Source organism: Dyella marensis, assembly GCF_900112865.1.
In the GTDB taxonomy this organism is placed as follows: domain Bacteria; phylum Pseudomonadota; class Gammaproteobacteria; order Xanthomonadales; family Rhodanobacteraceae; genus Dyella_D; species Dyella_D marensis_A.
The window spans coordinates 106,696-130,823 of sequence record NZ_FONH01000009.1; the positions used below are offsets into that span (position 1 = coordinate 106,696).

At 68.7% G+C, this 24,128-nt stretch carries 23 protein-coding genes; 11 read left to right on the plus strand and 12 right to left on the minus strand.

What is annotated here, in order from left to right; genetic code table 11:
- Positions 1-115 precede the first annotated feature (115 nt).
- Positions 116-1,399 carry an acetyl-CoA C-acetyltransferase gene (locus BM172_RS13525; protein WP_026634615.1) on the plus strand — a complete coding sequence of 428 codons (1,284 nt, stop codon included), beginning with the start codon at positions 116-118 and terminating at the stop codon, positions 1,397-1,399.
- Between the two features lie 16 nt (positions 1,400-1,415).
- Positions 1,416-1,943, plus strand: coding sequence for an energy transducer TonB family protein (locus BM172_RS13530; RefSeq protein ID WP_026634614.1), 528 nt, complete (start codon positions 1,416-1,418; stop codon positions 1,941-1,943).
- A gap of 16 nt (positions 1,944-1,959) precedes the next feature.
- Here BM172_RS13530 and BM172_RS13535 read toward each other — a convergent pair whose 3' ends face one another.
- From BM172_RS13535 to BM172_RS13555, 5 genes are all read right to left on the minus strand, one after another.
- A complete protein-coding gene (locus tag BM172_RS13535) occupies positions 1,960-3,858 on the minus strand; it encodes a phospholipase D-like domain-containing protein (RefSeq protein ID WP_026634613.1) in 1,899 nt (632 codons plus the stop codon).
- Between the two features lie 77 nt (positions 3,859-3,935).
- Entirely contained in the window at positions 3,936-4,538 is a 603-nt protein-coding gene (locus BM172_RS13540) for a YceI family protein (protein WP_051548491.1), read from the minus strand.
- Positions 4,535-5,023 (minus strand): SixA phosphatase family protein, encoded by a 489-nt coding sequence (locus tag BM172_RS13545; protein WP_026634612.1) that lies wholly within the window; start codon positions 5,021-5,023, stop codon positions 4,535-4,537. Before BM172_RS13545 ends, BM172_RS13540 begins: the two co-directional genes overlap by 4 nt.
- 25 nt (positions 5,024-5,048) lie before the next feature.
- Positions 5,049-5,684, minus strand: coding sequence for a ParA family protein (locus tag BM172_RS13550; RefSeq protein ID WP_026634611.1), 636 nt, complete (start codon positions 5,682-5,684; stop codon positions 5,049-5,051).
- An 83-nt stretch (positions 5,685-5,767) separates the two neighbouring features.
- Entirely contained in the window at positions 5,768-6,814 is a 1,047-nt protein-coding gene (locus BM172_RS13555) for a hypothetical protein (RefSeq protein WP_026634610.1), read from the minus strand.
- Between the two features lie 208 nt (positions 6,815-7,022).
- Here BM172_RS13555 and BM172_RS13560 point away from each other — a divergent pair, with 208 nt between their 5' ends.
- Positions 7,023-7,202, plus strand: a complete 180-nt coding sequence (locus tag BM172_RS13560; RefSeq protein WP_081805120.1) for an antitermination protein NusB — start codon at positions 7,023-7,025, stop codon at positions 7,200-7,202.
- A 63-nt stretch (positions 7,203-7,265) separates the two neighbouring features.
- Here the strand turns inward: BM172_RS13560 and speE are convergent, their stop codons facing one another.
- Positions 7,266-8,117: a polyamine aminopropyltransferase gene (gene speE, locus BM172_RS13565; protein WP_026634608.1), complete on the minus strand. Its 852-nt coding sequence runs from the start codon at positions 8,115-8,117 to the stop codon at positions 7,266-7,268.
- 284 nt (positions 8,118-8,401) lie between these two features.
- Between speE and speA the strand changes: the two genes are divergently transcribed.
- From speA to BM172_RS13590, 5 genes are all read left to right on the plus strand, one after another.
- Complete coding sequence (speA, locus tag BM172_RS13570; protein WP_026634607.1) at positions 8,402-10,291, plus strand: biosynthetic arginine decarboxylase; 1,890 nt, start codon at positions 8,402-8,404, stop codon at positions 10,289-10,291.
- A 235-nt stretch (positions 10,292-10,526) separates the two neighbouring features.
- Positions 10,527-11,315 (plus strand): 3-hydroxybutyrate dehydrogenase, encoded by a 789-nt coding sequence (locus BM172_RS13575; protein WP_026634606.1) that lies wholly within the window; start codon positions 10,527-10,529, stop codon positions 11,313-11,315.
- 106 nt (positions 11,316-11,421) lie between these two features.
- A complete protein-coding gene (locus tag BM172_RS13580) occupies positions 11,422-12,174 on the plus strand; it encodes an acetoacetate decarboxylase (protein WP_026634605.1) in 753 nt (250 codons plus the stop codon).
- A gap of 5 nt (positions 12,175-12,179) precedes the next feature.
- Complete coding sequence (locus BM172_RS13585) at positions 12,180-13,358, plus strand: DUF3734 domain-containing protein (RefSeq protein WP_026634604.1); 1,179 nt, start codon at positions 12,180-12,182, stop codon at positions 13,356-13,358.
- 55 nt (positions 13,359-13,413) lie between these two features.
- Entirely contained in the window at positions 13,414-14,274 is an 861-nt protein-coding gene (locus BM172_RS13590; RefSeq protein ID WP_026634603.1) for an NAD(P)-dependent oxidoreductase, read from the plus strand.
- Positions 14,275-14,387: 113 nt separating this feature from the next.
- Here the strand turns inward: BM172_RS13590 and BM172_RS13595 are convergent, their stop codons facing one another.
- From BM172_RS13595 to radC, 3 genes are all read right to left on the minus strand, one after another.
- On the minus strand, positions 14,388-15,119 hold the full coding sequence (locus tag BM172_RS13595; RefSeq protein WP_026634602.1) for an SPOR domain-containing protein: 732 nt from the start codon (positions 15,117-15,119) through the stop codon (positions 14,388-14,390).
- Positions 15,120-16,808 carry an arginine--tRNA ligase gene (gene argS / locus BM172_RS13600; protein WP_026634601.1) on the minus strand — a complete coding sequence of 563 codons (1,689 nt, stop codon included), beginning with the start codon at positions 16,806-16,808 and terminating at the stop codon, positions 15,120-15,122.
- 509 nt (positions 16,809-17,317) lie between these two features.
- Positions 17,318-17,989, minus strand: a complete 672-nt coding sequence (gene radC / locus BM172_RS13605; protein WP_026634600.1) for a RadC family protein — start codon at positions 17,987-17,989, stop codon at positions 17,318-17,320.
- A 96-nt stretch (positions 17,990-18,085) separates the two neighbouring features.
- Here radC and coaBC point away from each other — a divergent pair, with 96 nt between their 5' ends.
- The 3 genes from coaBC to BM172_RS13620 are packed head-to-tail and all read left to right on the plus strand — an operon-like array spanning position 18,086 to position 22,128.
- Positions 18,086-19,291 (plus strand): bifunctional phosphopantothenoylcysteine decarboxylase/phosphopantothenate--cysteine ligase CoaBC, encoded by a 1,206-nt coding sequence (coaBC, locus tag BM172_RS13610; RefSeq protein ID WP_026634599.1) that lies wholly within the window; start codon positions 18,086-18,088, stop codon positions 19,289-19,291.
- A 14-nt stretch (positions 19,292-19,305) separates the two neighbouring features.
- Positions 19,306-19,761, plus strand: coding sequence for a dUTP diphosphatase (dut, locus tag BM172_RS13615; RefSeq protein WP_026634598.1), 456 nt, complete (start codon positions 19,306-19,308; stop codon positions 19,759-19,761).
- A 27-nt stretch (positions 19,762-19,788) separates the two neighbouring features.
- Positions 19,789-22,128 carry a phosphomannomutase/phosphoglucomutase gene (locus BM172_RS13620; protein ID WP_026634597.1) on the plus strand — a complete coding sequence of 780 codons (2,340 nt, stop codon included), beginning with the start codon at positions 19,789-19,791 and terminating at the stop codon, positions 22,126-22,128.
- A 76-nt stretch (positions 22,129-22,204) separates the two neighbouring features.
- On the opposite strand, the gene BM172_RS13625 is transcribed toward BM172_RS13620, so the two are convergent.
- The 3 genes from BM172_RS13625 to BM172_RS13635 all read right to left on the minus strand — a co-directional run bounded on the left by BM172_RS13625 (position 22,205) and on the right by BM172_RS13635 (position 24,110).
- Entirely contained in the window at positions 22,205-22,843 is a 639-nt protein-coding gene (locus BM172_RS13625) for a hypothetical protein (protein ID WP_026634596.1), read from the minus strand.
- A 94-nt stretch (positions 22,844-22,937) separates the two neighbouring features.
- Positions 22,938-23,585: an orotate phosphoribosyltransferase gene (gene pyrE, locus BM172_RS13630; protein WP_026634595.1), complete on the minus strand. Its 648-nt coding sequence runs from the start codon at positions 23,583-23,585 to the stop codon at positions 22,938-22,940.
- 30 nt (positions 23,586-23,615) lie between these two features.
- On the minus strand, positions 23,616-24,110 hold the full coding sequence (locus BM172_RS13635; RefSeq protein WP_026634594.1) for a GNAT family N-acetyltransferase: 495 nt from the start codon (positions 24,108-24,110) through the stop codon (positions 23,616-23,618).
- Positions 24,111-24,128 lie beyond the last annotated feature (18 nt).

Below are 24,128 nucleotides of genomic sequence, written 5' to 3' on the forward strand. Positions count from 1 at the left end.
GGGCGAATCCGAACGGCAAAGAACCGAGAGTCTAGCATCCGCTTAACACGGGCTTTCGCGAGCTGGCACGGCGCGTTAGCCTTGAACGCTCGCCCCGGCTGGAATCCTCAACGACATGGACAACACCCCCAAGCGCGTCGGTGTGATCGGCGGCATCCGCATTCCCTTCTGCCGCAACAACACCGCGTATGCCGACGTCGGCAACTTCGGCATGTCGGTCAAGGTGCTCGGCGCCCTGGTCGAACGCTTCCGCCTGCATGGCGAGGAGCTGGGCGAGGTGGCGATGGGCGCGGTGATCAAGCACTCCTCGGAGTGGAACCTCGCACGCGAAGCGGTGCTGTCCTCGGGCCTGGCGCCCACCACCCCCGGCATCACCACGGCGCGCGCCTGCGGCACCTCGCTGGACAACGCCATCATCATCGCCAACAAGATCGCCGCCGGGCAGATCGAGGCGGGCATCGCCGGCGGCTCGGACACCACCAGCGACGTGCCGATCGTGCTGGGCGAGCGCTTCCGCAAGCGCCTGCTGGCGATCAACCGCGCCAAGGGCTGGCAGGACAAGATGGCCGCCTTTACCCGCGGCTTCTCGCTGAAGGAATTGAAGCCCTCGTTCCCGGGCGTGGCCGAGCCGCGCACCGGCATGTCGATGGGCGACCACTGCGAGCGCATGGCCAAGGAATGGCACATCGGCCGCGAGGCGCAGGACCGGCTGGCGCTGGAAAGCCACCAGAAGCTGGCCGCCGCCTACGAGGCGGGCTTCTTCGAGGACCTGGTGGTGCCGTTCCGCGGCCTGAAGCGCGACGGCTTCCTGCGCGCGGATTCCAGCATGGAGAAGCTGGGCACGCTCAAGCCTGCGTTCGACAAGATTTCCGGCCACGGCACGCTTACCGCGGGCAATTCCACCGGCCTGTCCGACGGCGCCGCCGCGGTGCTGCTGGGCAGCGACGAGTGGGCTGCCAGGCGCGGCTTGAAGGTGCAGGCATATTTCCTCGATGCCGAAGTGGCCGCCGTGGATTTCGTGCACGGCGAGGGCCTGCTGATGGCGCCGACCGTGGCCGTGCCGCGCATGCTGGCGCGCCATGGGCTCACCCTGCAGGACTTCGACTTCTACGAGATCCACGAAGCCTTCGCCGCCCAGGTGCTGTGCACGCTGCGCGCGTGGGAGAGCGAAACCTACTGCCGCAATCGCCTGGGGCTGGAGCAGCCGCTGGGCAGCATCGATCCGGCCAAGCTCAACGTGCACGGTTCCAGTCTCGCCGCCGGCCATCCGTTCGCCGCCACCGGCGCGCGCATCGTCGCCACGCTGGCGAAGATGCTGGAGGAGAAGGGTTCGGGCCGCGGCCTGATCTCGATCTGCACCGCCGGCGGCATGGGCGTCACCGCCATCCTCGAGCGCTGAGCCGCTCGCCGCCGCCATGTTCCGCCTGCGCACCACCACCGTCCTGAGCCTGCTCGCGCTGGCGGTGGGCGTGGCCGGCACCGCCTGGCTGAGCGGGCTGACGGCGGGATGGAAAGGGCCGGACCGCATCGCCGCGAAGCCCATGCCCTCCGTGCCGACTCCGGCGCAGCACCGGCGCGCGGCTCCCGCGCCGCGCCCGCCGGCGCATGCCGCGCACCTGCCGCCGGTGGACGTTGCGCAGGCCGCCGCCGCACCGGCCGAGACGGAGACGCCGACGCTGACCCCGGTCGAGATGCCGCAGCTGCCAAGTTCGATCTTCAGCCGCCGCGTCGCGCGTGCCGGGCTGGTGGTGCTGCATCTGTCGGTCGATGCGCAGGGGCATGTGATCCATGCCGCGGTCGACCAGTCCAGCGGCGATCCCCAGCTGGACCAGGAAGCCGTGCAGACCGTGCAGGGCTGGCGCTTCGCCGTGCCGGCCGGTCATCCGGAAGGCGTCAGCGGCAACCTGCCGATGCGCTTCGCCGGCAACGACCGCCCGGCCTGAACGCACCTGGCCGAAATCAGAGAATCCCGTTGGCGCCGGCACCGAATGCCGTCAGCAGGCGCGTGTAGATCAGCTTGGGCGGGCTGGCCACCTCGGGAAAGTCGCCCACCGCCTGGTAGCAGCTGAAGAAATCCGGATCGCTCGGGCGCATCGGCGTGCAGCCCTGCTTGAGCTCATAGCTGGTGGCGTAGCGGTACGGCCAGAAATCGAACAGCGGCAGCGCGGCGGACAGGTCGCCGATGGCGGCGTTCAAGTCCGACAGCAGCGGGATGGAGCGCTGGCGCGGCGCGATCACCCAGGCGTTCTCCGGCTCGGTCTCGCGCATGATCGCGCTGCGCAGCTGCTGGGCGAACGCGGGGTCGTACACGATCACGCCGGCCTCGGTGTTGTAGTGGTCCGAGCGCGGGTCGAAATTGTGCGAACCGACCATGGCGAAGCGGTCGTCCACCACGATGGACTTGGCATGCAGGCCGAAGCGCCGGCCCGCGCTGACCAGCGGCGCGGGGCGGTTGCGCTTGCCGCCGCGGCCCAGCAGGGTGCGCGTTTCGATACCGACGTAGCGGCGCTTGCTGGCGGGCTTGCCGCCGGCCGGCCTGGCGTCGCTGCCGCCGTCGTCGGGGCCGTCGTCCGCGCTGGCCCAGGCGTTGTCCTCCGCCGGACCCAGCGCGCGCGGCTTCAGTTCGTAGATCTCGAAGCCGTAGTCGCTGAGATAGCGCTTGCGGTGCTTGTACGACATCGCATACACGGCGAAGGCGTCGGTGGAGGCCAGCGAATTGGTCGAGACCACGATGCGCGGCGGCGCTTCCTGCTGGTGCAGGCGGTCGAAGATCCGGCGGGCGCGCTTGCTCATCACCAGGTACGGCGTCTGCAGCACCACTTCCTGCTTGGCCGAGCCGACCATGCGCATCACGTTGGCGGTGAACTCGCGCGCGGCGCGCTCGCGCGGCTGGTCGGTCTTGGCCGGCAGGTCGCTGAAGAATTCCACCGGCGCGGTGGTGCGCAGGGTGGGCGCGACAAGGTATTCGTCGAGCCAGTCGGCGTCGTCCGCTTCCTCCTGCACGCGCGCCACGCGGTCCGGATGCAGGTAGACCGGCTCGCGCCAGGGCGCGGGCGTGGCGCTGGTCAGCAGGCGGTAGATGTCGCGCAGATGGGTCAGCGGCACTGCGCGCTTGTGCGTCCAGAAACGTTCGAAGGTCTCGCCCATCGCCTGTGCGGCCGGGCCGCCGACCATCACGTCGCGGTCGACGTAGTCGAAGTCGTTGTCCCAGTTGAAGTAGCGGTCCTGGTAGTTGCGCCCGCCGGTGATGCCGATGCTGTTGTCGACCAGCAGGATCTTGTTGTGCATGCGCTGGTTGAACTTGTAGAAGCAGCACACGATGCCGGCGGCGAATTCCAGCGGCGAGGTCTCCGACTTGTGGAAGGTCGGGTTGTACAGGCGGATCTCCAGGTTGGCGTGCGCGCGCGCCAGGCGCGTCAGCCAGACGCTGTCGTTGAAGGAGAACAGCTGGTCGGCCAGGATGCGCACCTTCACGCCGCGCCGCGCCGCGCGCACCAGTTCGTCCAGGATCAGCTGGCCGGCGTCGTCCTGGTCCCAGATGTAGATCTGGATGTCGATCGAATGTTTTGCCGCGCGGATCAGGTTGATGCGCGCCACCAGCGCCGGCTCGCTGTCGTTGAGCAGGGTGACCACGTGCACCGGCGCCTGCGGGGTCGAGGCGGCGATCGCCGCGCTGGCCGCGTCGAGCAGGGGCGAGGGCTCGGCGCAGCTGTCCGGCCCGGCGCAGTCGATGGCGTGATCGGTCTGCGCGGCCACCACCGCATCGGCACGGCGGATCTGCGCCGTCGACAGGCTGCATCCTGGCAGCAGGGTCGAGGCGAGCAGGAGAAGAAGTACGCCCGTCCAGTGCGATCGCATCCGCACATGATAAATAGCCCCGGGCCATTTCGTCGCCGGTGCGGCGACCGGCGGAACGGCGCCGGGCCAGTGCGCGTTCATGACCCGGTGCTGGTCGGCACGCGGTCGATGGCGATGATCAGGCCCAGGCGGACCTGGTCGGACAGGGCGGTGCGATGGCCGGTCATGCCGAAATCGCTGCGCTGGATGTCGCCGCGCACTTCGATGCGGCAGTCGCTGGGCTGCTCCAGCGGGCAGGGCGAAGGCAGCAGCTCGAAGCGCGCCGGCCGCGATATGCCGCGCAGGGTGAGCGTGCCGAACAGCTCGCCGCCATGTTCCAGCGAGGCCACCGGCACCGGCTCGGAGACGAAGTGGATGGTGGGGTAATGCTCCGCGTCGAAGAATTCCGGCGCCATCACCCAGCGGCGGAAGCGCTCGGAGGACATGCGGATGCTGTCCACCGCGATGTGCGCGTCGACCACGGCCACGTCGCGCCGCCCGCTCAGGGTCACCTCGCCGTCGATGCGCTCGAAGCTGCCGGTGACCTGGGTCAGCCACAGCAGGCGCACGCCGAATTCGGCGTGCGAGCGGGCCGGGTCGATACGGTAGTCGGCGGCGTGGAGCGTGGAGGCCGCGGCGAGAGCGAGAACGAGACAGGCTGCGGCGCGCTGGACGGGCCAGCGTCGGCGCTGGCGGCTCACGGCGACCAGAAGGCTTCCAGGCGGGCGTGACCCGGTTCGAAGCCCTCGTCCGAATGGAACACCGCGATGCCGGCAGGCGGCATGCCGCGGTATTCGTCGGAACGGCCCTCGGCCAGCAGCGCGACCAGGCGCTCGATGCCGGGGTTGTGGCCGATCAGCAGCACCGATTCGGCATCGCCGTGGTCGTCGAGCAGGGCCAGCAGCTCGCCCTGGGTGGCCTCGTAGATGTCTTCGCACAGCTCCGGTTCCGGCGCGCCCTGGATCTCGGCCAGGGCCAGCGTGGCGGTGGCGCGGGTGCGCTCGGACGGCGAGCACAGCACGCGGCCCGGCCGCTGCTGCTTGTGGCGCTTGAGCCATTGCTCCAGCCAGCGGCCCGCGGCGCGGGCCTCCTGCTCGCCGCGTCCGCTCAGACGCCGGCCAAGGTCGTCGCCCCCCGGCTGCGAGGGCTGGGCTTCGGCGTGGCGCAACAGGATGAGTTCTCGCATGGACGGCTCCGGACGGACAGGTGAATTAATGCTGGCGCTTGATCCAGCGCAGGAGGTGTTTCCAGTCTTCCTGGTGGTTGCGCACCTGCTCGGAGGCATAGTCGAAGATGCCCTTGCCGAGCGCGGTGAGCAGCACGTAGGCCTGGCTGTCGCGCAGCTCCGCCACCACCGGGAACGGCGACTGGCCGGCCAGCTGCTCCATCGCATCCTGGCTGGCGCGGGTCCACGGCTTGAGGCGGTTGCCCACCAGGCCCACCGGCAGCTTGCCGCGCTTGATGCGCGGGATCTCCTGCAGATGGGTCAGGAAGGCCAGGGTGGCGTCGAGGTCGAAGGTCGAAGGCAGCACCGGCACCAGCAGCACGTTGGCCTGTTCGAGGTATGGCTCCAGCTCGCGTTCGTGCGAGCCGGCGGGCGTGTCGATCAGGGTGCGCTGGGTGTCTTCGGGCAGCTTGTCCAGCGCGCGGCGCCCGCCTTCGACGGCGAGCACGCCCGGAACGTTGTTCTCGGCGCGCCGCGCCGCCCAGCGGAAACTGGAACCTTGCCGGTCGGCATCCACGATGGCCGTGTGCTTGCCATCCTGCGCCCAGTGCGAAGCCAGCTGGGTGACCAGCGTGCTCTTGCCGCAACCGCCCTTGCTGCTTGCTACCAGCACCGTCAGCATGCGCCGCCCCTTCGTTTCGAAGTGGACCCAAGGGTACACGGGAAGGGGGAACCGGCAACAGCGCGCACGACGTGCGCCAGTGCTCAGCCCTTGGCCTGGGCCGGCTCGCCGGCGCCGGCCTGCTGGCCTTGCGGCTCGGCCGGCGCGTCGACCGGGATCTTGTAGTCGCGCAATGCCGCGAGCACCAGGCTCATCTCGGTGCCGCCGGTACGCGCCAGCGCCAGCAGGTGCTGGGCGAGGGCAAGGTCGGTCTGGGCGCGGGCCGAGAGCTGGGCGAAGTTCTGCACCTGCCAGACCAGGTTGCGACGGGTGCGCCTGGCGTCGTCCTGCTGGGCCGGATCGGCGGCCAGCACCTCGCGCAGATGCAGGCCCAGCGAACGGGCCAGCGGGCTGGAACCCCATTCGAGCAGGCGGCCTAGCTTGAGGCAGTCGTCCTTGAGCGCGGCGTCGTCGCCGGCGTTCTCGCACAGCTTGGAGGTGGCCTGCAGGCCTGGCTGCGGCTGGGTGGCGGCCATGCCGAACACCAGGGTCAGCTGCACGCCGGTGGCGCCGGTGGGCGAGGCCGGATCGATGGTCGCCGGCGGCGGCGGCAGCGTGCTGACGTTGGCGGCCAGCGCCTTGAGGCTGGTGCCGGTGTAGTCGTCGTAGAGCTTGGCGGCGGCGGCCTTGGCCAGGTCGTCGCGCGCGGCCTGGTCCTTGCCGTCGTGATGGTCCTGGCCGAGCTTCAACAGCCACACGGCGGCGTTGTCCGGGGCCTGCCCGGTGAGTTTGGCCAGCGCGTCGGCGTTGGGGCAGTCGTCGGCGTTGGCGTCGCAGTCGCTCAGGCGCAGCCAGCTCACCGCGGGGATGGTGTCCTCGGCCTTGGATGCGCGCTCGATCAGGGTATGGAAGTCGTTGTACTTGGCCTGCTTGGGCAGCGGGCGGGCGAGCAGGGCGGCGCCGAGCAGGGGCATGGCGTCGGCGCGCGGGGCCAGCACGCTGACCAGGTCGCGCTGGAAGGCCAGCAGCGCCTCGTTGCGCGCGTCGGGCTTGGCCGCTGCCGGCGCCGGTTTGCCGGCCTGCTTGGCGTAAACCGGGGCGATCGACAGGACACCGGCGAGGCCCAGGGCGAGGTAGCGCCATCCGCGCATGCTGTTCTCCATCCGCAAAACGAAGCGGCCAGCATACTTATCCAGCATTAAGCCTGCCTGATCCCGCGAACGCTCGCGGCCGCCGCGCCGGGCCGCGCTTGCTAGCATGGCCCTTCACCCAATCGGGCGCGCGCCTGCGCGCCACCGCTGTCCCGGGCGCGCCTGCGCGCCACGCACAGGAGAAACGTAAGTGGATCAAATAGCGATCATGGCCGACGGGCGCGCCCCCTGGTTCGTGGGCTGGGGCACGCTGGCGCTGATCAATGCGGGTCTGGCCCAGGGCAAGAACCGCAGCGGCCTGGCCTGGTTCCTGCTGTCGCTGCTGCTGGGGCCGATAGCGACGCTGGTGCTGGTGCTGCTGCCGAAGGTGCGTTCGACGCTGTTCTGAGCGTCCCCCCGAAAAGCAAAAACCCGCCCCGCGTCGCCACGGGGCGGGTCGTCTGCGGCAGGCTTATTCGCCCAGCGCTTCTTTCATGAACTCCGGCATCGCCAGGGCGCCCTTATGGATCTCGGCGTTGTAGTACCGGGTGGCGAAGTTCTTGCTGAGCGCGCCGCGCTCGCGGAAGCCGGCCAGGTCGCCGCCCTTGCGCACCATGGTGCAGCTCCACCAGCCAGTGGGGTAGCACGGCTGCGGGAAGGGCAGGGTCTTCACCGCGCTGAAGCCGGCGGTGCGCATGGCCGAGCGCATCGACTTGATCAGCTCGATATGGGCGATCGGCGACTCGCTCTGCTGCACCAGGATGCCGCCGTGGCGCAGGGCCTTGAAGCAGCTGGCGTAGAAGGCGGCGTTGAACAGGCCTTCGGCGGGGCCGACCGGGTCGGTCGAGTCGACGATGACCAGGTCCAGCGATTCCGGCTCGGCCTCGGCCATGTACTTGATGCCGTCGATGAACAGCAGCTCCGCGCGCGGGTCGTGGTTGGCTTCGCACAGCTCGGGGAAGTACTGCTCGGCCAGGCGCGTGACGCGCTCGTCGATCTCCACCTGCACGGCCGATTCCACTTCCTCGTGCTTGAGCACTTCGCGCAGCGTGCCGCAGTCGCCGCCGCCGATGATCACCACGCGCTTGGCGCGCGCATGGGTGAACAGCGCCGGGTGGGTCATCATCTCGTGATAGAGGAAGTTGTCGCGGCTGGTCAGCATCACGCAGCCGTCGATCACCATCAGGTTGCCCCAGTCGGTGGTCTGGTAGATCTCGATGGTCTGGAACGGCGTCTTCTCGGCATGAAGCAGCTTCTCCACGCGATAACCGATGGAGGAGCCGGAGGCCTGGTGGGCCTCGGTGAACCAGCTGGGCTGCGACATGGCGTGTGTTCCTGTTCCTGACGTCACGGTGGGCAAAGAGGCGCAATTGTAGCCGTTCCGGGCCCCGGCGTACCGGGCGCGGATGCCGCATGGTCACATTCGACCATTACAATAGGCGGCCTTCCCGCCGCGACTGGTCGTCCGCGGGTCGTAGAGTCCGTTCCGGCCCCGCGGCGTGCGAGGCTTCCGGCCGGCGGGCTTCTTCCTCGTCAAGGCTCGCCGCTGCGACGACATGACCTGGGGCGCCCTCGTGCGCCCGCTGAGCCCGAAGGAACTTGAAGTCCATGTCGAAGCACTGGAATGCCGATGCCGCCCGCCACACCTACGCCGTCCCGCACTGGGGCGACGGTTACGTGGACGTGGATGCCCGCGGCCATATCGTGATGCGCCCGCGCGGCGCCGGCGGCCCGGCGCTGTCGCTGCCGGAGATCGTCGAGCGCGCCCGCGCCGAGGGCCTGCGCCTGCCGCTGCTGGTGCGCTTCCCCGACATTCTCGCCGACCGCCTGGCGCGCCTGCAGGGCGCCTTCGCCAAGGCCACCGCGGAATGGAACTACGGCGGCGGCTACACCGCCGTGTATCCGATCAAGGTCAACCAGCAGCGCGGCGTGGCCGGCGAGCTGGTGGCCGCCGGCGAGCACGGCTTCGGCCTGGAGGCCGGTTCCAAGCCCGAGCTGATGGCGGTGCTGGCGATGGCCCGGCCCGGTTCCATCGTGGTGTGCAACGGCTACAAGGACCGCGAATACGTGCGCCTGGCGCTGATCGGCCGCAAGCTCGGCCTGCGCGTGCACATCGTGATCGAGAAGCTCTCCGAACTCGATCATGTCTTCGCCGAGGCCAAGGCGCTCGGCGTGGAGCCGCTGCTGGGCGTGCGCGTGCGGCTGGCCTCGATCGGCGCCGGCAAGTGGCAGAACACCGGCGGCGACAAGGGCAAGTTCGGCCTGTCGCCGAACCAGGTGCTGACCCTGGTGCGCCGTCTCGACGAGGCGGGCCTCAAGCACACTCTGAAGCTGCAGCATTTCCACATGGGCTCGCAGATCTCCAATGTGCGCGACATCGCCGCGGGCATGCGCGAGGCCACGCGCTACTACGTGGAGCTGATCCGCATGGGCGTGCCGCTGGAGATCGTCGACGTCGGCGGCGGCCTGGGCGTGGACTACGAAGGCTCGCGCTCGCGCAGCCACAACTCGATCAATTACTCGATCGAGCAGTACGCCTCCACCATCGTGCAGTCGCTGGCCGAAGCGGTGGCCGAGGAAGGCCTGGCCGCGCCGCACATCGTCACCGAGGCCGGCCGCGCGATGACCGCGCACCACGCGGTGATGGTGGTCAACGTCACCGAGGTGGAAGAGGTGCCCGCTGGCGCCATCCCGCCGCCGCGCGAGGACGAGCCGGCCGTGCTGCGCCGCCTGCGCGAGACCTATGAGGAACTGGACGCGCGTCCGGCGCTGGAGCTGTTCCACGAGGCGCAGCATCACCTCAACGAAGGCCAGACGCTGTACGCGCTCGGTCAGCTGGCTTTGGAAGACCGCGCCCGGCTGGACGAGATGTACTACGCCATCGCCAACGCAGTGCGCGTGCGCCTGCTGCCGGCCGAGCGCTCGCACCGCCAGGCGCTGGACGAACTGGACGAGAAGCTGGTCGACAAATACTTCGTCAACTTCTCGGTGTTCGAATCGGTGCCGGATATCTGGGCGATCGACCAGATCTTCCCGATCGCGCCGATCGCGCGCCTGGACGAGGCGCCGACCCGCCGCGGCGTGATCGTCGACCTCACCTGCGATTCCGACGGCCGCATCGACCACTACGTCGATGCCGAGGGCGTGGACGTCAGCTTGCCGCTGCACGCCGTGCGCGAGGGCGAGAGCTATCGCCTCGGCATCTTCATGGTGGGCGCGTACCAGGAGACCCTGGGCGACATCCACAACCTGTTCGGCGACACCGATGCGGTGAACGTGCGGGTGGAAGGCGATTCGTATGTTTTTGCGCATCGTCGCCGCGGCGACACCACCGACCTGATGCTGGACTACGTCGGTTACGACCTGGAAGCGCTGCGCCAGAGCTATCGCGAACGCATCGCCGCGGCGGGTGTCGAAGGCGCGTCGGCGGAACAGTTGTTTGTCACATTGAACGACGGTCTGACCGGCTATACGTACTTGTCGGAAGGCGCGCACTGAAAAAAGCTCGTCATTCCGGCGCAGGCCGGAATCCAGTAGCGACAGTGCTAGATTTTCGCGAAAGCGTTGGATGGATTCTTCGCGAGAATCCGGCGTTATCGCTACTGGATTCCGGCCTGCGCCGGAATGACGGAGTCGGGAAGGTTTTTCCCGGATGTCCATTCGTCGCATGGATGCGACGCCCGAGCTGTGCCAGCCTTGTTCGTCCCCCGCATCCCCCATCGAAGGAGTGGTTATGGCAGCAAGTCTCGAAGGCAAGGTCGCCTTGATCACCGGCGCCGCGAGTGGCCTGGGCAAGGCCATCGCGGAGCTCTACGCGAAGAACGGCTGCGCCGTGGCGATCGCCGACATCAACCAGCAGGCCGCCGATGCGGCCGCCGCGGAGATCAAGGCCGCCGGCGGCAAGGCGATCGGCATCGCCATGGATGTCACCGACGAAGCGGCGGTGAACGCGGGCACCGACAAGGCGGTCGCCGAATTCGGCGCGCTGGATATCCTGATTTCCAACGCTGGCGTGCAGATCATCAACCCGATCGACCAGTTCGCCTTCGCCGACTGGAAGAAGATGCTGGCGATCCACCTCGACGGCGGCTTCCTCACCACCAAGGCCGCTTTGCAGCACATGTACAAGGGTGACCGCGGCGGCACCGTCATCTACATGGGCTCGGTGCATTCGCACGAGGCATCCAAGCTCAAATCCGCCTACGTTACCGCCAAGCACGGCCTGCTCGGCCTGGCGCGCACGCTGGCGAAGGAAGGCGCGGCGCACAACGTGCGTTCGCACGTGATCTGCCCGGGCTTCGTGCGCACGCCGCTGGTGGAAAAGCAGATTCCCGAGCAGGCCAAGGAGCTGGGCATCAGCGAGGCGGAAGTGATCAAGAACGTGATGCTCAAGGACACGGTCGACGGCACCTTCACCACGGTGGAAGACATCGCCGAAACCGCGCTGTTCCTCGCCGCGTTCCCCTCGGCCGCGCTCACCGGCCAGTCGATCGTGGTCAGCCACGGCTGGTACATGCAGTAAGCGTCGCCGCGCCCGCCCGCACCGAGCGGAGCGGGCGCTTCCCCGATTGCATGCAGTGCACGCCGACTGGCGTGCGCCAGACCGGATTGCCAAAGAGGATGGCTCGATGAAGATCGCCGACGTCAAGGCCAATGCGTTCGCCATGCCGCTGACCAGCCCCGCGTTTCCGCGTGGGCCCTACCGTTTCGTCAATCGCGAGTTCCTGGTCATCACCTACCGCACCGATCCCGACGCGCTGCGCGCGGTGGTGCCCGAGCCGCTGGAAATCGGCGAGCCGCTGGTGAAGTACGAATTCATCCGCATGCCCGATTCCACCGGCTTCGGCGACTACACCGAGTCGGGCCAGGTGATCCCGGTGAGCTTCCAGGGCGTGCACGGCGGCTACGTGCATTCGATGTATCTGAACGACCATCCGCCGATCGCCGGCGGCCGCGAGCTGTGGGGTTTTCCCAAGAAGTTGGCCAGTCCGGTGCTGGAAACCGAGATCGATACGCTGGTCGGCACGCTCGACTACGGCAAGGTGCGCGTGGCCAAGGCGACCATGGGCTTCAAGCACGCCGAGGCCGATCGCGCCGCAGTGCTGGCCGCGCTGGCCGCGCTGGCCGCGCCGAACTTCCTGCTCAAGATCATCCCGCACGTGGACGGCAGCCCGCGCATCTGCGAGCTGGTGCGTTACTTCACCACCGACGTCACGCTCAAGGGCGCCTGGACCGGCCCGGCCGCGCTGGAACTGCATCCGCACGCGCTGGCGCCGGTGGCCGAGCTGCCGGTGCTGAAGATCGAATCGGCCATGCACTTCATCACCGACCTCACCCTCGGCTTGGGCGAAGTGGTGCACGACTACCTGGCGGAGGCTTGAGTCCCATGGCTAACGACACGCAAGGCGCGGCCAAGGAAGGCCTGGCCAAGATGGTCGGCGAGGCTTACTCCACCGTGGCCCTGGTGCTGCAGGGCGGCGGCGCGCTCGGCGCCTACCAGGCCGGCGTGTACCAGGCGCTGGCCGAGGCGGACCTGCGGCCGCGCTGGCTTGCCGGCATCTCGATCGGGGCGCTCAACGCGGCGATCATTGCCGGCAATCCGATCGGGCATCGCGTGGAAAAGCTACGCGAGTTCTGGGAGACCATCTGCAAGCCGCCGTATTTCCCGGCGACGCCCGCGTTCGACAGCAGCGGCTGGCCGCTGGCGCTGCAGAACGGGTTCAGCAGCCTGGCCGCATGGCGCGCGCTGCTCGAGGGGCAGGCGGGTTTCTTCGTACCGCGCATGCCGCCGCCGTTCCTGCCGTTCCGTCGCGCCTCCGGCCCCGGCGAGGTGAGCTGGTACGACACCGGCCCGCTGCGCAGCACGCTGGAGCGGCTGGTGGATTTCGACCGCATCAACGACGCGCGCTCGATGCGCGTCTCGGTGGGCGCGGTGAACGTGCGCACCGGCAACTTCGCCTATTTCGACAACACGCACGGCAAGCTGCGGGTGGAGCACTTCATGGCTTCCGGCGCGCTGCCGCCGGGTTTTCCCGCGGTGGAGATCGACGGCGAGTACTACTGGGACGGCGGCATGGTCTCCAACACACCGCTGTACAAGGTGCTGTCCGACCGGCCCTGCCACGATGCGCTGATCTTCCAGGTGGACCTGTGGCGCGCCATCGGCGAGCTGCCGCGCGACCTGGCCGGCGTGGCCGAGCGCTCCAAGGAAATCCAGTATTCCAGCCGCACCCGCCTGATCACCGAGTACATGCGGCTGAACCAGGAAAACCAGCGCCTGCTGCACGACCTGATGGCGCTGGTGCCGCCGGAGAAGTACGACGATCCGGCCTTCCGCCGCGCACAGGCGCAGGCCTCCGGCGCGTTGACCAATCTGATCCACCTGATCTACCGCGACAAGCCGTACGAAGGGCACTACAAGGACTACGAGTTCAGCCTGACCAGCATGCGTTCGCACTGGGACAGCGGCCTGGCCGACATGCGCCACACGCTGGCGCATCCGCATTGGCTGGAGCGGCCGACGCCGGAGCAGCCGTTCGTCACGCACGACGTGCACCGCAGCTAACATAGGCCACTCCGTCCCCCGGGGCGGCCATGTTTCTTATCGCTGGAATCTCCCGATGACGTTCAAGGCAGCTTTCGTCGGTCTCGGCGCCATGGGCGCGCCGATGGCCGGGCATCTGAAATCCAAGGGCCTGCTGCATGCGGTGGCCAATCGCACCCAGGCCAAGGCCGACGCGCTGGCGCGCGAGCTGGGCGTGGTGGCGCCGCCACTGGAGCAGCTGGCCGCGCAATGCGAGGTGATCGCGCTGTGCGTGACGGCCGATGCCGATGTGCTGGCCACCATCGACACCATGCTGCCGCATCTAAAGCGCGGCGCCGTCGTGGTCGACCACTCCACCGTGGCACCGGACACCGCCAAGCGCGCCGCCGCGCGGCTGGCCACCGCGGGCGTGGATTTCCTCGATGCGCCGGTATCCGGCGGCGTGGAAGGCGCGAAGAACGGCAAGCTGTCGGTGATGGTCGGCGGCGACGCCGCGGTGCTGGAGCGCGCGCGTCCCGTGCTCGAAGCCTACGCGTTGCGCGTCACCCACCTCGGCGACGTCGGCGCCGGCCAGGCCACCAAGGCGGTGAATCAGGTACTGGTGGCCGGTATCGCCCAGGCGGTATGCGAAGGCCTGGCGCTGGGCGAAGCGCTGGGACTGGAAGCGGAGCGCCTGCTGCCGACGCTGGGTGCCGGTGCGGCGGGCAGCTGGTTTCTGGAAAAGCGCGGCGCCACCATGCTGCGCGACGAGTTCAGCGTCGGCTTCAAGCTGGCGCTGCTGCACAAGGACCTGGGCATCGTGAAGCGCATCGCCGAGGGCGCGGGCACGGATCGCACGGTGATCGAGAAATCGCTGGCCGACTATGCCGAGCTGATGAGCCAGGGTTATGGCGACGACGATATCTCGGCGCTGATCCGGCTCAAGCGCAAGCGCTGAGCGGCGTAGGTTGGGGTGAGCCGCAGGCGAACCCCAACACAGTCACGTCCAAGCGCGTCGCACTGTTGGGGTTCGCCTGCGGCTCACCCCAACCTACGCCGGGTGATGGCGCTTCAGCGGCCTTCCTTCAGCGCAATCGCGTTGAAGCCGGCCGAGGACAGGCGCTGCTTGGTCGATTCCAGTTCGGTGGCCGACTTGAACGGACCCAGGCGCACGCGGTTGTAGGTCTGGCCGTTGACGTTGACCGAGGCCACGTTGGCGACGAAACCCTGCAGGGCCAGCTTGGCCTTCAGGCTTTCCGCATCCGTGGCGCTCGGGAACGCGCCGACCTGCAGCAGATAGCCGCCACCACCCGTAGCGGGCGGCGGCACGGCGGCGGGGGCCGCGGTGACGTTCTCGGTGACCGCCGCCGGCGCATTCGCCGCCGCGGCGCGCTGCGCGGCCGCCTGCTGCTGGGCCTGCTGCGCCGCCTGGGCGGCCTGCGCCTGCTGCGCGGCGGCCTGCTTCTGCTGTTCGGCGCGCGCCTGTGCGCTGATCTCCGCGTCGGGGATGCGCACTTCCTTCTCCGACAGCACCGAGTAGAAGTCGAACTGCGGCTTCTTCGGCGCGGCCGCGGATTCGCTGGCGGTCGGTTCCACCGCGCCGGCATCGCTGCCGTGCTGGGCGGTGGCCTGTGCGTTGGGCTGCGGCGCGTCGCCGGCACGGCCGCCCATCGGCAGCTTGCCGCGCATGGCGAACATCAGCAGCGCGCCGACCGCGATGCCGACGATGGCCCAGCCCCAGGCCGGAAAACCGCCGCTGTTATTGCGCACGGCCTGACGGCCCTTGCCCTTGCGTGCTGCCATTTACATGCTCTCCGGGGCGCTGAGGCCCAGCAAATCCAGACCGTTCCTGAGCACCTGCCGCGTAGCCACCACCAGAGCGAGGCGGGCATCGCGCAGGTCCTTGTCGTCGACCAGGAACTGGTGCGAGTTGTAGTACGTGTGCAAGGCGTTCGCCAGTTCGCGCAGCCAGGTGGCGATCACGTGCGGCTCGAGGTTCACCGCGGCGGCTTCCACCTGTTCCGGGTACTTGGACAGCTCGGTGAACAGGATCTGTTCGTGCTCGTTGTCCAGGCGTTCCAGCTGCGCCTGGCCATTGTGCAGATCGAAGGTGAACCCCTTCTCGCCGGCCTGGCGCAGCACGCTGCATACGCGGGCATGGGCGTACTGGATGTAGTAGACCGGGTTGTCGTTGCTCTGCGAGCGCGCCAGGTCGATGTCGAACACCAGCTGCGAATCGGCCTTGCGCGAGATCAGGAAGTAGCGCGTCGCGTCCTTGCCCACTTCGTCGATCAGGTCGCGCAGGGTGACGTAGCTGCCGGCGCGCTTGGAGATCTTCACCTCCTCGCCGCCGCGCATCACCGTGACCATCTGGTGCAGCACGTATTCCGGCCAGCCCTTGGGGATACCGCAGTCCAGCGCCTGCAGGCCGGCCTTCACGCGGGCCAGGCTGCCATGATGGTCCGAGCCCAGCTCGGTGATGGCGCGCACGTAGCCGCGCTGCCACTTGCTGCGGTGATAGGCCACGTCCGGCACGAAATACGTAAACGTGCCGTCGGACTTGCGCATCACGCGGTCCTTGTCGTCGCCGAAGTCGGTCGAACGCAGCCACAGCGCGCCGCCTTCCTCATAGGTGTGGCCATGCGCGACCAGCTCGCGCACGGTCTCATCCACCTTGCCGCCGGTGTACAGCGAGGACTCCAGGAAGTAGGTGTCGAAGCCGACGCCGAAGGCCTTCAGGTCCAGGTCCTGCTCGCGGCGCAGGCTGGCCACGGCGAACTGGCGGATGGCGTCGAGGTTCTCCGCGTCCCTGGCGCCAGTGACGGTCTGGCCGTCGGCCACCACGGACTCGCCGGCCATGTAGGCGCGGGCTACGTCGGCGATGTAGTCGCCGCGGTAGCCGTCCTCCGGCCAGCCGGCATCGCCCGGGGCCAGGCCGCGCGCGCGTGCCTGCACCGAGATGGCCAGGTTCTGGATCTGCACGCCGGCATCGTTGTAGTAGAACTCGCGCTGCACCGCCCAGCCGTTGGCGTCGAGCAGGCGGCTCAGGCAGTCGCCGATCGCCGCGGCGCGGCCGTGGCCGACATGCAGCGGGCCGGTGGGATTGGCCGAGACGAATTCCACACCGGCGGTGACGCCCTTGCCGCTGTCGTTGCGGCCATAGGCGTCGCCCTCGACAAAGATGCGGCGCAGCTCGGCGTGATAGGCGCCCGGCGCGAGGAAGAAATTGATGAAGCCGGGGCCGGCGATCTCCACCTTGGCCACCTGGGCGTTGGCGGGCAGGGCGGCCACCAGCTTCTCGGCCAGCTCGCGCGGCTTGGCGCGGGCCGGCTTGGCCAGCAGCATGGCCGCGTTGCTGGCGAAATCGCCGTGTTCGCGGCTGCGCGTGCGCTCGATCACGAAGTTCGGCACCTCGAGCTCGGCGGGCAGAGTGGAGTCGTTCTGCAGGGACCGGATGGCCTGCAGCAGCAAATCGCGCAGCGCTTGTTTCACGGGGCTGGGTCTGGCTTCGATGGAACCGGCAATCCTAGCAGAGCGGGCGGGCGCTCTCCGAGCGGTAAGAGGGCGCCGGAAAGGCGGGCTGGGGCATGCTGCGGCGCGGCTGCGGGGCTGTGGATAACTCTGTGGGGAAAGTAGGCGCGGTGGAGCGGTGCCGTGGTTTTCGCGTGGCGGAAACCTCTGTGTCACGTAAATTTCCATGATGGATCAATGTGTTGCACGGACAATTTCACATCCGTCGATGAAATGCTCGCTAACAGGCCATCCGCGGCCAATGTGCATAAGTCGCGCCGACGCGGTTTCGGCAAGAGCCCGGCAAGACGTCACGCCCCTGTCATGCCGCGTTGCGACAATCTCATCCGTACCCCAAGCACCCTCCCCGCTGACGGGTACGCGAGACGCCGTCCCTCTCACCCTCCCCAAAAACGGCCTGACGGCGCGGTTCCCCACCGCGCCGTTATTTTTTGGAGATGTTCCCGGCCGCCGGGGGCGAACCGGCCGGATCAGATCATGCCCAGCGACGCCATGGAGACCGGCTCCGCCGCGCCGATCACCAGGTGATCCAGTACGCGCACCTCGATCAATTGCAGCGCCTCGCGCAGGCTGCGGGTGATGGCGCGGTCCGCCACGCTGGGTTCGGCCACGCCGGAAGGGTGGTTGTGGGCGAGGATTACCGCGCTGGCGTTGTGCTTGAGGCAGGCGCGCACCACCTCGCGCGGATGCACGCTGGCGCCGTCCACCGTGCCGCGAAACAGCTCCTCGTAGCCGAGCACGCGATGGCGGTTGTCCAGGTACAGGCAGGCGAACACTTCGTAGGGCAGGTGGCGCAGCTTGGCGCGGAGGAACTCGCCGCTGTCGCGCGCGCTGTGCAGGGAGGTGCGCGCGGTCAGCTGCTCGTTCAAGGAACGGCGCGCCAGTTCCAGTGCGGCGACCAGGCGCGCCCGCTTGGCCGGGCCGATGCCGGCCATGCGCGTGGTATTGGCGGGGTCGACCAGCAGCGCATGCAGGCCGCCGGCCTCCGTAAGCAGCTGGCGCCCGAGAGTCAGCGCATCGGCGCCGGCCACGCCGCTGCCGAGCAGGATGGCGAGCAGCTCGGCGTCCGACAGCGCGGTGCTGCCTCGCTGCAGGAGTTTTTCGCGGGGGCGTTCCCCTTCTGGCCAGTCTCGAATGCTCATTCGTCCACGATGCCGCAGGGGCGCCTGCGTGTGCAGCGGAGGACGCAGTCGATTCCGGTAAGCTAGGCGTCTGCCCGTTTGTCAGGCCTGTCCTACATGCAACTTGCCAACCGTCGCATCCTGCTCGGCGTGTCGGGCGGCATCGCCGCCTATAAAGCCTGCGAGCTGGTCCGCCGCCTGCGCGACCTCGGCGCCCAGGTCCGCGTGGTGATGACGGAGAGCGCCACCCATTTCGTCAGCGCCACCACTTTCCAGGCCCTGTCCGGCGAGGCCGTGCGGGTCAGCCTGTGGGACGAGCAGGCCGAGATGGCCATGGGCCATATCGAGCTGGCCCGCTGGGCCGAGCGGATCATCGTCGCGCCGGCCAGCGCCGACCTGATTGCCCGCCTCGCGCATGGCATGGCCAACGACCTGCTTACCACGCTGTGCCTGGCCAGCGCCGCGCCGCTGTACGTCGCGCCGGCGATGAACCAGCAGATGTGGGCGCATCCGGCGGTGCAGGAAAACGTCGACACGCTGCGCCGCCGCGGCGTGCACCTGCTTGGTCCGGCCTCGGGCGACCAGGCCTGCGGTGACATCGGCTCCGGCCGCATGCTGGAGGCACTGGAACTGCGCGAGGCGCTGGTCGCCTCGTTCGGCGACGGCGCGCTGCGCGGACTGAAGATGGTGGTGAGCGCGGGTCCGACCTATGAGGACATTGATCCGGTGCGTTTCATCGGCAACCGCAGTTCCGGGCGGATGGGCTTCGCCGTGGCCGGCGCCGCGGCGGATGCAGGCGCGCAGGTGACCCTGGTCGCCGGCCCGGTGCACCTGGACACGCCGCGCGGCGTGGCGCGCCGCGTCGACGTGCGCAGCGCCGCCGAGATGCATGCCGCCGTGCTGGCCGCCACCGCCGCTGCGGACATTTATGTCGGCGCCGCCGCGGTGGGCGACTACCGGCCGGCCAGCCCCGCTGCACAGAAGATCAAGAAGCAGGCCGGCGCGGGGCTGACCCTCGCGCTGGCCGAGAATCCCGACATCCTCGCCAGCCTGGCCGCGCAAACCGTGCACCCTTTCCTGGTCGGATTCGCCGCGGAAACGCATGATGTGGCGGATTACGCGCAGGACAAGCTCCGGCGCAAGGGATTGGACATGATCGCGGCAAACCTGGTGGGCAACGGCCTCGGCTTCGAGGCCGCGGACAACGCATTGAACCTGTACTGGCCTGGCGGCTCGCTGGAGCTGGCGCGCGCCGACAAGGAAACCCTCGCGCGTCAACTGGTGGCGAGCATCGCGCAGCGCTACCGGGCGGCGCGCTCATGACGGGCCGGCCGGGCATGGTCGACGTCGAACTGAAAATCCTCGATCCACGGCTGGGCGACAGCATCCCGCTGCCGCAGGCGGCGACCGCCGGCAGCGCGGGCATGGACCTGCGCGCCGCGATCGACGCGCCGCTCACCCTGGCCCCCGGCGAAAGCGCGCTGGTGCCCAGCGGCATGGCCATCCACATCGGCGATCCGGGCTGGTGCGCGCTGATCGTGCCGCGCTCGGGGCTGGGCCATAAACACGGTCTCGTCATGGGCAACCTGATAGGCGTAATCGACGCCGACTACCAGGGGCCGCTGATGATTTCGTGCTGGAACCGCGGCACGCAGCCGTACACCATCGCCGTGGGCGACCGCATCGCCCAGCTGCTGCTGGTGCCGGTAGCGCAGGCCCGCTTGAACGTGGTGACGGAGTTCCAGCCTTCGCTGAGGGGCGAAGGCGGTTTCGGTTCGACCGGCGTCAACTGACACAGAGCCTGCAGAGGGGACAGGACGATGGCGATGGACATCGCGATGGGGTTGCGCGAGCGCACCTTCGATTGGCAGCGCCTGCTGCCGCTGGCCGGCGGCACGCTGCTGCTGGTGGGCGGCCTGTTCTGCGCCTGGCAGAGCTGGCTGATCGCCGACGAAAGCGCGGCGATCGAGCGAGTGCACCGCGCCCAGGACCAGCTGGCGCAATCGCTGGCCGACGAACTGGCCAGCCAGCGCCGTACCCTGCAGCAGCAGCTGGACACGCTGGATCCCGCCGCCGTGCAGGCCGATCCGAAGTACGCGGCCACGCTGCTGCGCGGCAAGGTGCCGCAGGCCCAGGCCATCGAGTTCTACAGCGGCACGCTGGACGAGGTGCTGCACGCCAATTACCGCGACTTCGGCTACGCCAAGGCCGCGCAGCTGATGGCCGCGCAGACCGCCGACGGCGACACGCTCGCGCAGACCCTGCCCAAGGGAGTCGGCGATCGCCGCCTCAGCTTCGTGCTGCCGATGGGCCCGCGCCAGCACCCGAATGCCTGGGTGCTGTTCGAGCTGCCGTTCGCTCCGGTGGAGGAGCGTTTCAATGCCGTTCCGCCGGAAGGCGGCAGACTGGAACTTCGCCAGGGCGACGATCGCGGCCGTGGTGATGCGCGCCTGCTCGCCAACGGCAACGGTTCCGCGCTGAGCGAGCCGGTCGGCAAGGTCGTCGCGGGCAGCAACCTGAGTGTGGTCGCGGCGCCGCCCGGCGCCTACATCGTGCTGCCGAAGTCGGTGCTGCTGGCCGCCTTGCTGACCTTGCTTGGCCTGGGTGGCGGCGTGTATCTGTTGTGGATGCGCGGACGCGTACCCGGCGTCAGCTTTGGCAGACCGAAGATTTCAAACGAGGAACCGATTTTGTCCGACCTGATCGACAACACGCCCGAGCCGGCCAAGCCGGAAGCCCGCCCCGCCAAGCCCGCCGCGCCGGCGGCGCCCGTACCGGTGACGGTGGACCCGACGATTTTCCGCGCGTACGACGTGCGCGGCATCGTCGGCAAATCGCTCAACACCGATGTGGCGCGCCTGCTCGGCCAGTCCATCGGCACAGTGATGCGCGAGAAGGGTCTGCGCGAGATCGTGGTCGGCCGCGACGGCCGCCTGTCCGGTCCGGAACTGACTGCCGCGCTGTCCGACGGCCTGCGCGAGGCCGGCATCGATGTGATCGACATCGGCGCGGTGCCGACGCCGGTGGTCTATTACGCGGCCTATCGCTTCAACACCGGCAGCGGCGTGGCCGTCACCGGCAGCCACAATCCGCCGGACTACAACGGCTTCAAGATCGTGGTGGGCGGCGAGACCCTGTCCGAGGGTTCGATCCAGGATCTGTACCGCCGCATCGCCGCCAACGAGCTGGAGCGCGGCGGCAAGGGTTCGCTGCGCCAGATCGACGTGGTGCCGGACTATGTCGAGCGCATCACCTCGGACGTGCAGGCCGGGCGCCGCATGAAGGTGGTGGTCGACTGCGGCAACGGCATCCCGGGCTCGGTGGCGCCGCAGGTGCTTGAGGGCATCGGCTGCGAAGTCATCCAGCTGTATTGCGATGTGGACGGCACCTTCCCGAACCACCATCCGGACCCGTCCGACCCGCACAACCTGGAAGACCTGATCCTCGCGGTGAAGAGCACCGGCGCGGACCTGGGCGTGGCCTTCGACGGCGACGGCGACCGCCTGGGCGTGGTCACCAAGACTGGCGAGATCATCTTCCCCGATCGCACCCTCATGCTGTTCGCGCGCGACGTGCTGTCGCGCCAGCCGGGCGCGACGATCATCTACGACGTCAAGTGCACCGGTCATCTCAAGGGCCAGATCCTCGATGCCGGCGGCAGCCCGCTGATGTGGCGCACCGGCCATTCGCTGATCAAGAGCAAGATGCGCGAGACCGGCGCGGAACTGGCCGGCGAGATGAGCGGCCACTTCTTCTTCAAGGAGCGCTGGTACGGCTTCGACGACGGCATCTACGCCGGCGCGCGCCTGCTGGAAATCCTGGCCGGCGATCTGGACGAGCGCACGCCGGAGCAGATCTTCGCGACCTGCCCCAAGGGTGTGTCCACGCCGGAGCTGAAGATCGAGATGAAGGAAGGCGAGCACTACAAGTTCATCGAGAAGTTCCGCCAGAGCGCGAGCTTCGGTGACGCCGCGCTGACCACCATCGACGGCGTGCGCGCCGACTGGCCGGACGGCTGGGGCCTGGTGCGCCCGTCCAACACCACGCCGATCCTGGTGCTGCGCTTCGACGCGGACAACGATGCGGCGCTCAAGCGCATCCAGAACGTGTTCCGCGAGCAGCTGCATGCGGTAGACCCGGCGCTGAAGCTGCCGTTCTGAGTCCAGGACGCATTCGCCAGGCCTAAGAAAAACGCCACGCATCGCGTGGCGTTTTTCTTAGGCGAAGCCAGATCGGTTACTTGTCCTTGCCCTGCGCGGCCTTGAGGTCCCGATAGTGCTGCAGCTGCGGACCGATCTTGGCGCTGGCGGCATCGCGGGCGGCCTGCTGGCGGTCCAGCGCGGCGCGCTGCCCGGCCACCACGTTGCGCTGCTTGGCGATGCTGTCGCTGAGGAACTTCGGCACCGGCTGCTTGGCGCGTTCCAGGTCGCCGGCGCGGGCGAGCAGGTCGGTCAGCGCCTTTTCCTGGCTGTGCAGGTTGATCTGCGTGGTGCGGATCTGCTGGTCGATGTTGTCGACTTCCTGCTGTAGCGAGGTCTTGTAGTCGGCCTCGTTCGGATAGGCCGACAGCAGCTGCGAATCGTTGCGCACGCGTTCCTGCGCGGCGCGCTGCTGCGCCGCCTGTTCGTCGGCGGCCTTGCGGGCGGCGGCGCGCTCCTCCGGATTGAGCTGGCGCTCGACGTGCTGGATCACCAGGCCGCGGTCGTTGACCACGTCGTAGCCGTACTTGATGGCATCGCTGGTGAGGCTGTCGCTGTAGTGCGGCAGGCCCTGGCCGTCGCGCCACTTGTAGCGCATGCCGTTGTTGCCCTGGTTCTGCGCGTGGGCGCAGGCGACCGCGATGACCGCGGCAAGGATGAGACTGGTTCGACGCATGGAATTTCCCCTGTGGATCGGGAGTATAGCCTTCGCCATTGCAGGGTTCGGCGCAGGCATGTTCATGGATGTGACACGGTTCGCCCGGTGCGGCTCAGGCCGCGACGCCGTAGCGGTCCCGATAGGCCAGCAGGCGGGCGTACTCGCCGGCCAGGTCGGGGCGTTCGCCAGCGTAGGCCATGACATCGGTGAGGCTGGTGATGGCGATGACCGGGATGCCGTACTCGGCCGTCACTTCCTGCGCCGCGGAGAGGGCGCCGGTGCCGCGCTCCTGGCGGTCCAGCGCGATCAGCACGCCGGCCGGCGTGGCGCCCTGGGCGCGGATCAGCGCCAGCGACTCGCGCACGGCGGTGCCGGCGGTCATCACGTCGTCCACGATCAGCACGCGGCCCTGCAGCGGCGCGCCGACCAGGGTGCCGCCTTCGCCGTGGTCCTTGGCCTCCTTGCGGTTATAGGCCCAGGGCAGGTCGCGGCCATGCCGGTCGGCCAGCGCGATGGCGGTGGCGGCGGCCAGCGGGATGCCCTTGTAGGCCGGGCCGAACAGCATGTCCACCGCCACGCCCGAACCGACCAGCGCCGAAGCATAGGCGCGGCCGAGGCGGGCCAGCGCAGCGCCGTTGTCGATCCGACCCATGTTGAAGAAGTACGGGCTCTGGCGGCCGGATTTGAGCGTGAACTCGCCGAAGCGCAGCACGTCGCGCTGCAGGGTGAGTTCGATGAAGTCGCGCTGGTAGTCGTGCACGGCAGGCCTCTCGTCGAAAGAAAGCGAAATCTAGGGCAGCGGGCGCCACATCAGGTGCTGCGGCCCGGAACGGCCGCCATGGTACAGCTGACCGCTGTCTTCGAAGCCCGCGCGGCGGTACAGCGCCAGCGCCGGCAGGTTGCGGCAGTTGACGGTGAGCACCAGCAGGCGCGCGTCGGGTTCGCGCGCCGCCAGGTCGGCGACCAGCGCGGACAGGGCGCCGCCGCCGAAGCCGCGGCCCTGCCAGTCGGCGCCGATGAAGAACGAGCGCAGGCCCAGCGCCGGCACCGCGTACTCGCGTTCGGCGATGGTGTTGGCGTGGCGTTCGATCCGGTAATAACCCACTGGCGCATCGCCGTGCAGGATCGCCATCGGCGTGCTGCCGTGGCATTGCTCCGCATCGGCCAGCGAGGCCTCGATCGGACTGACGAAGGCGTATTGATCGGGATGCACGCGCAGAGCCAGCACGGCGGCACGGATGGCCGGCGTGACCGGTGCGACGCGGATGGCGGGCGATTCGGACATGGTTGCTATGATGGCGCA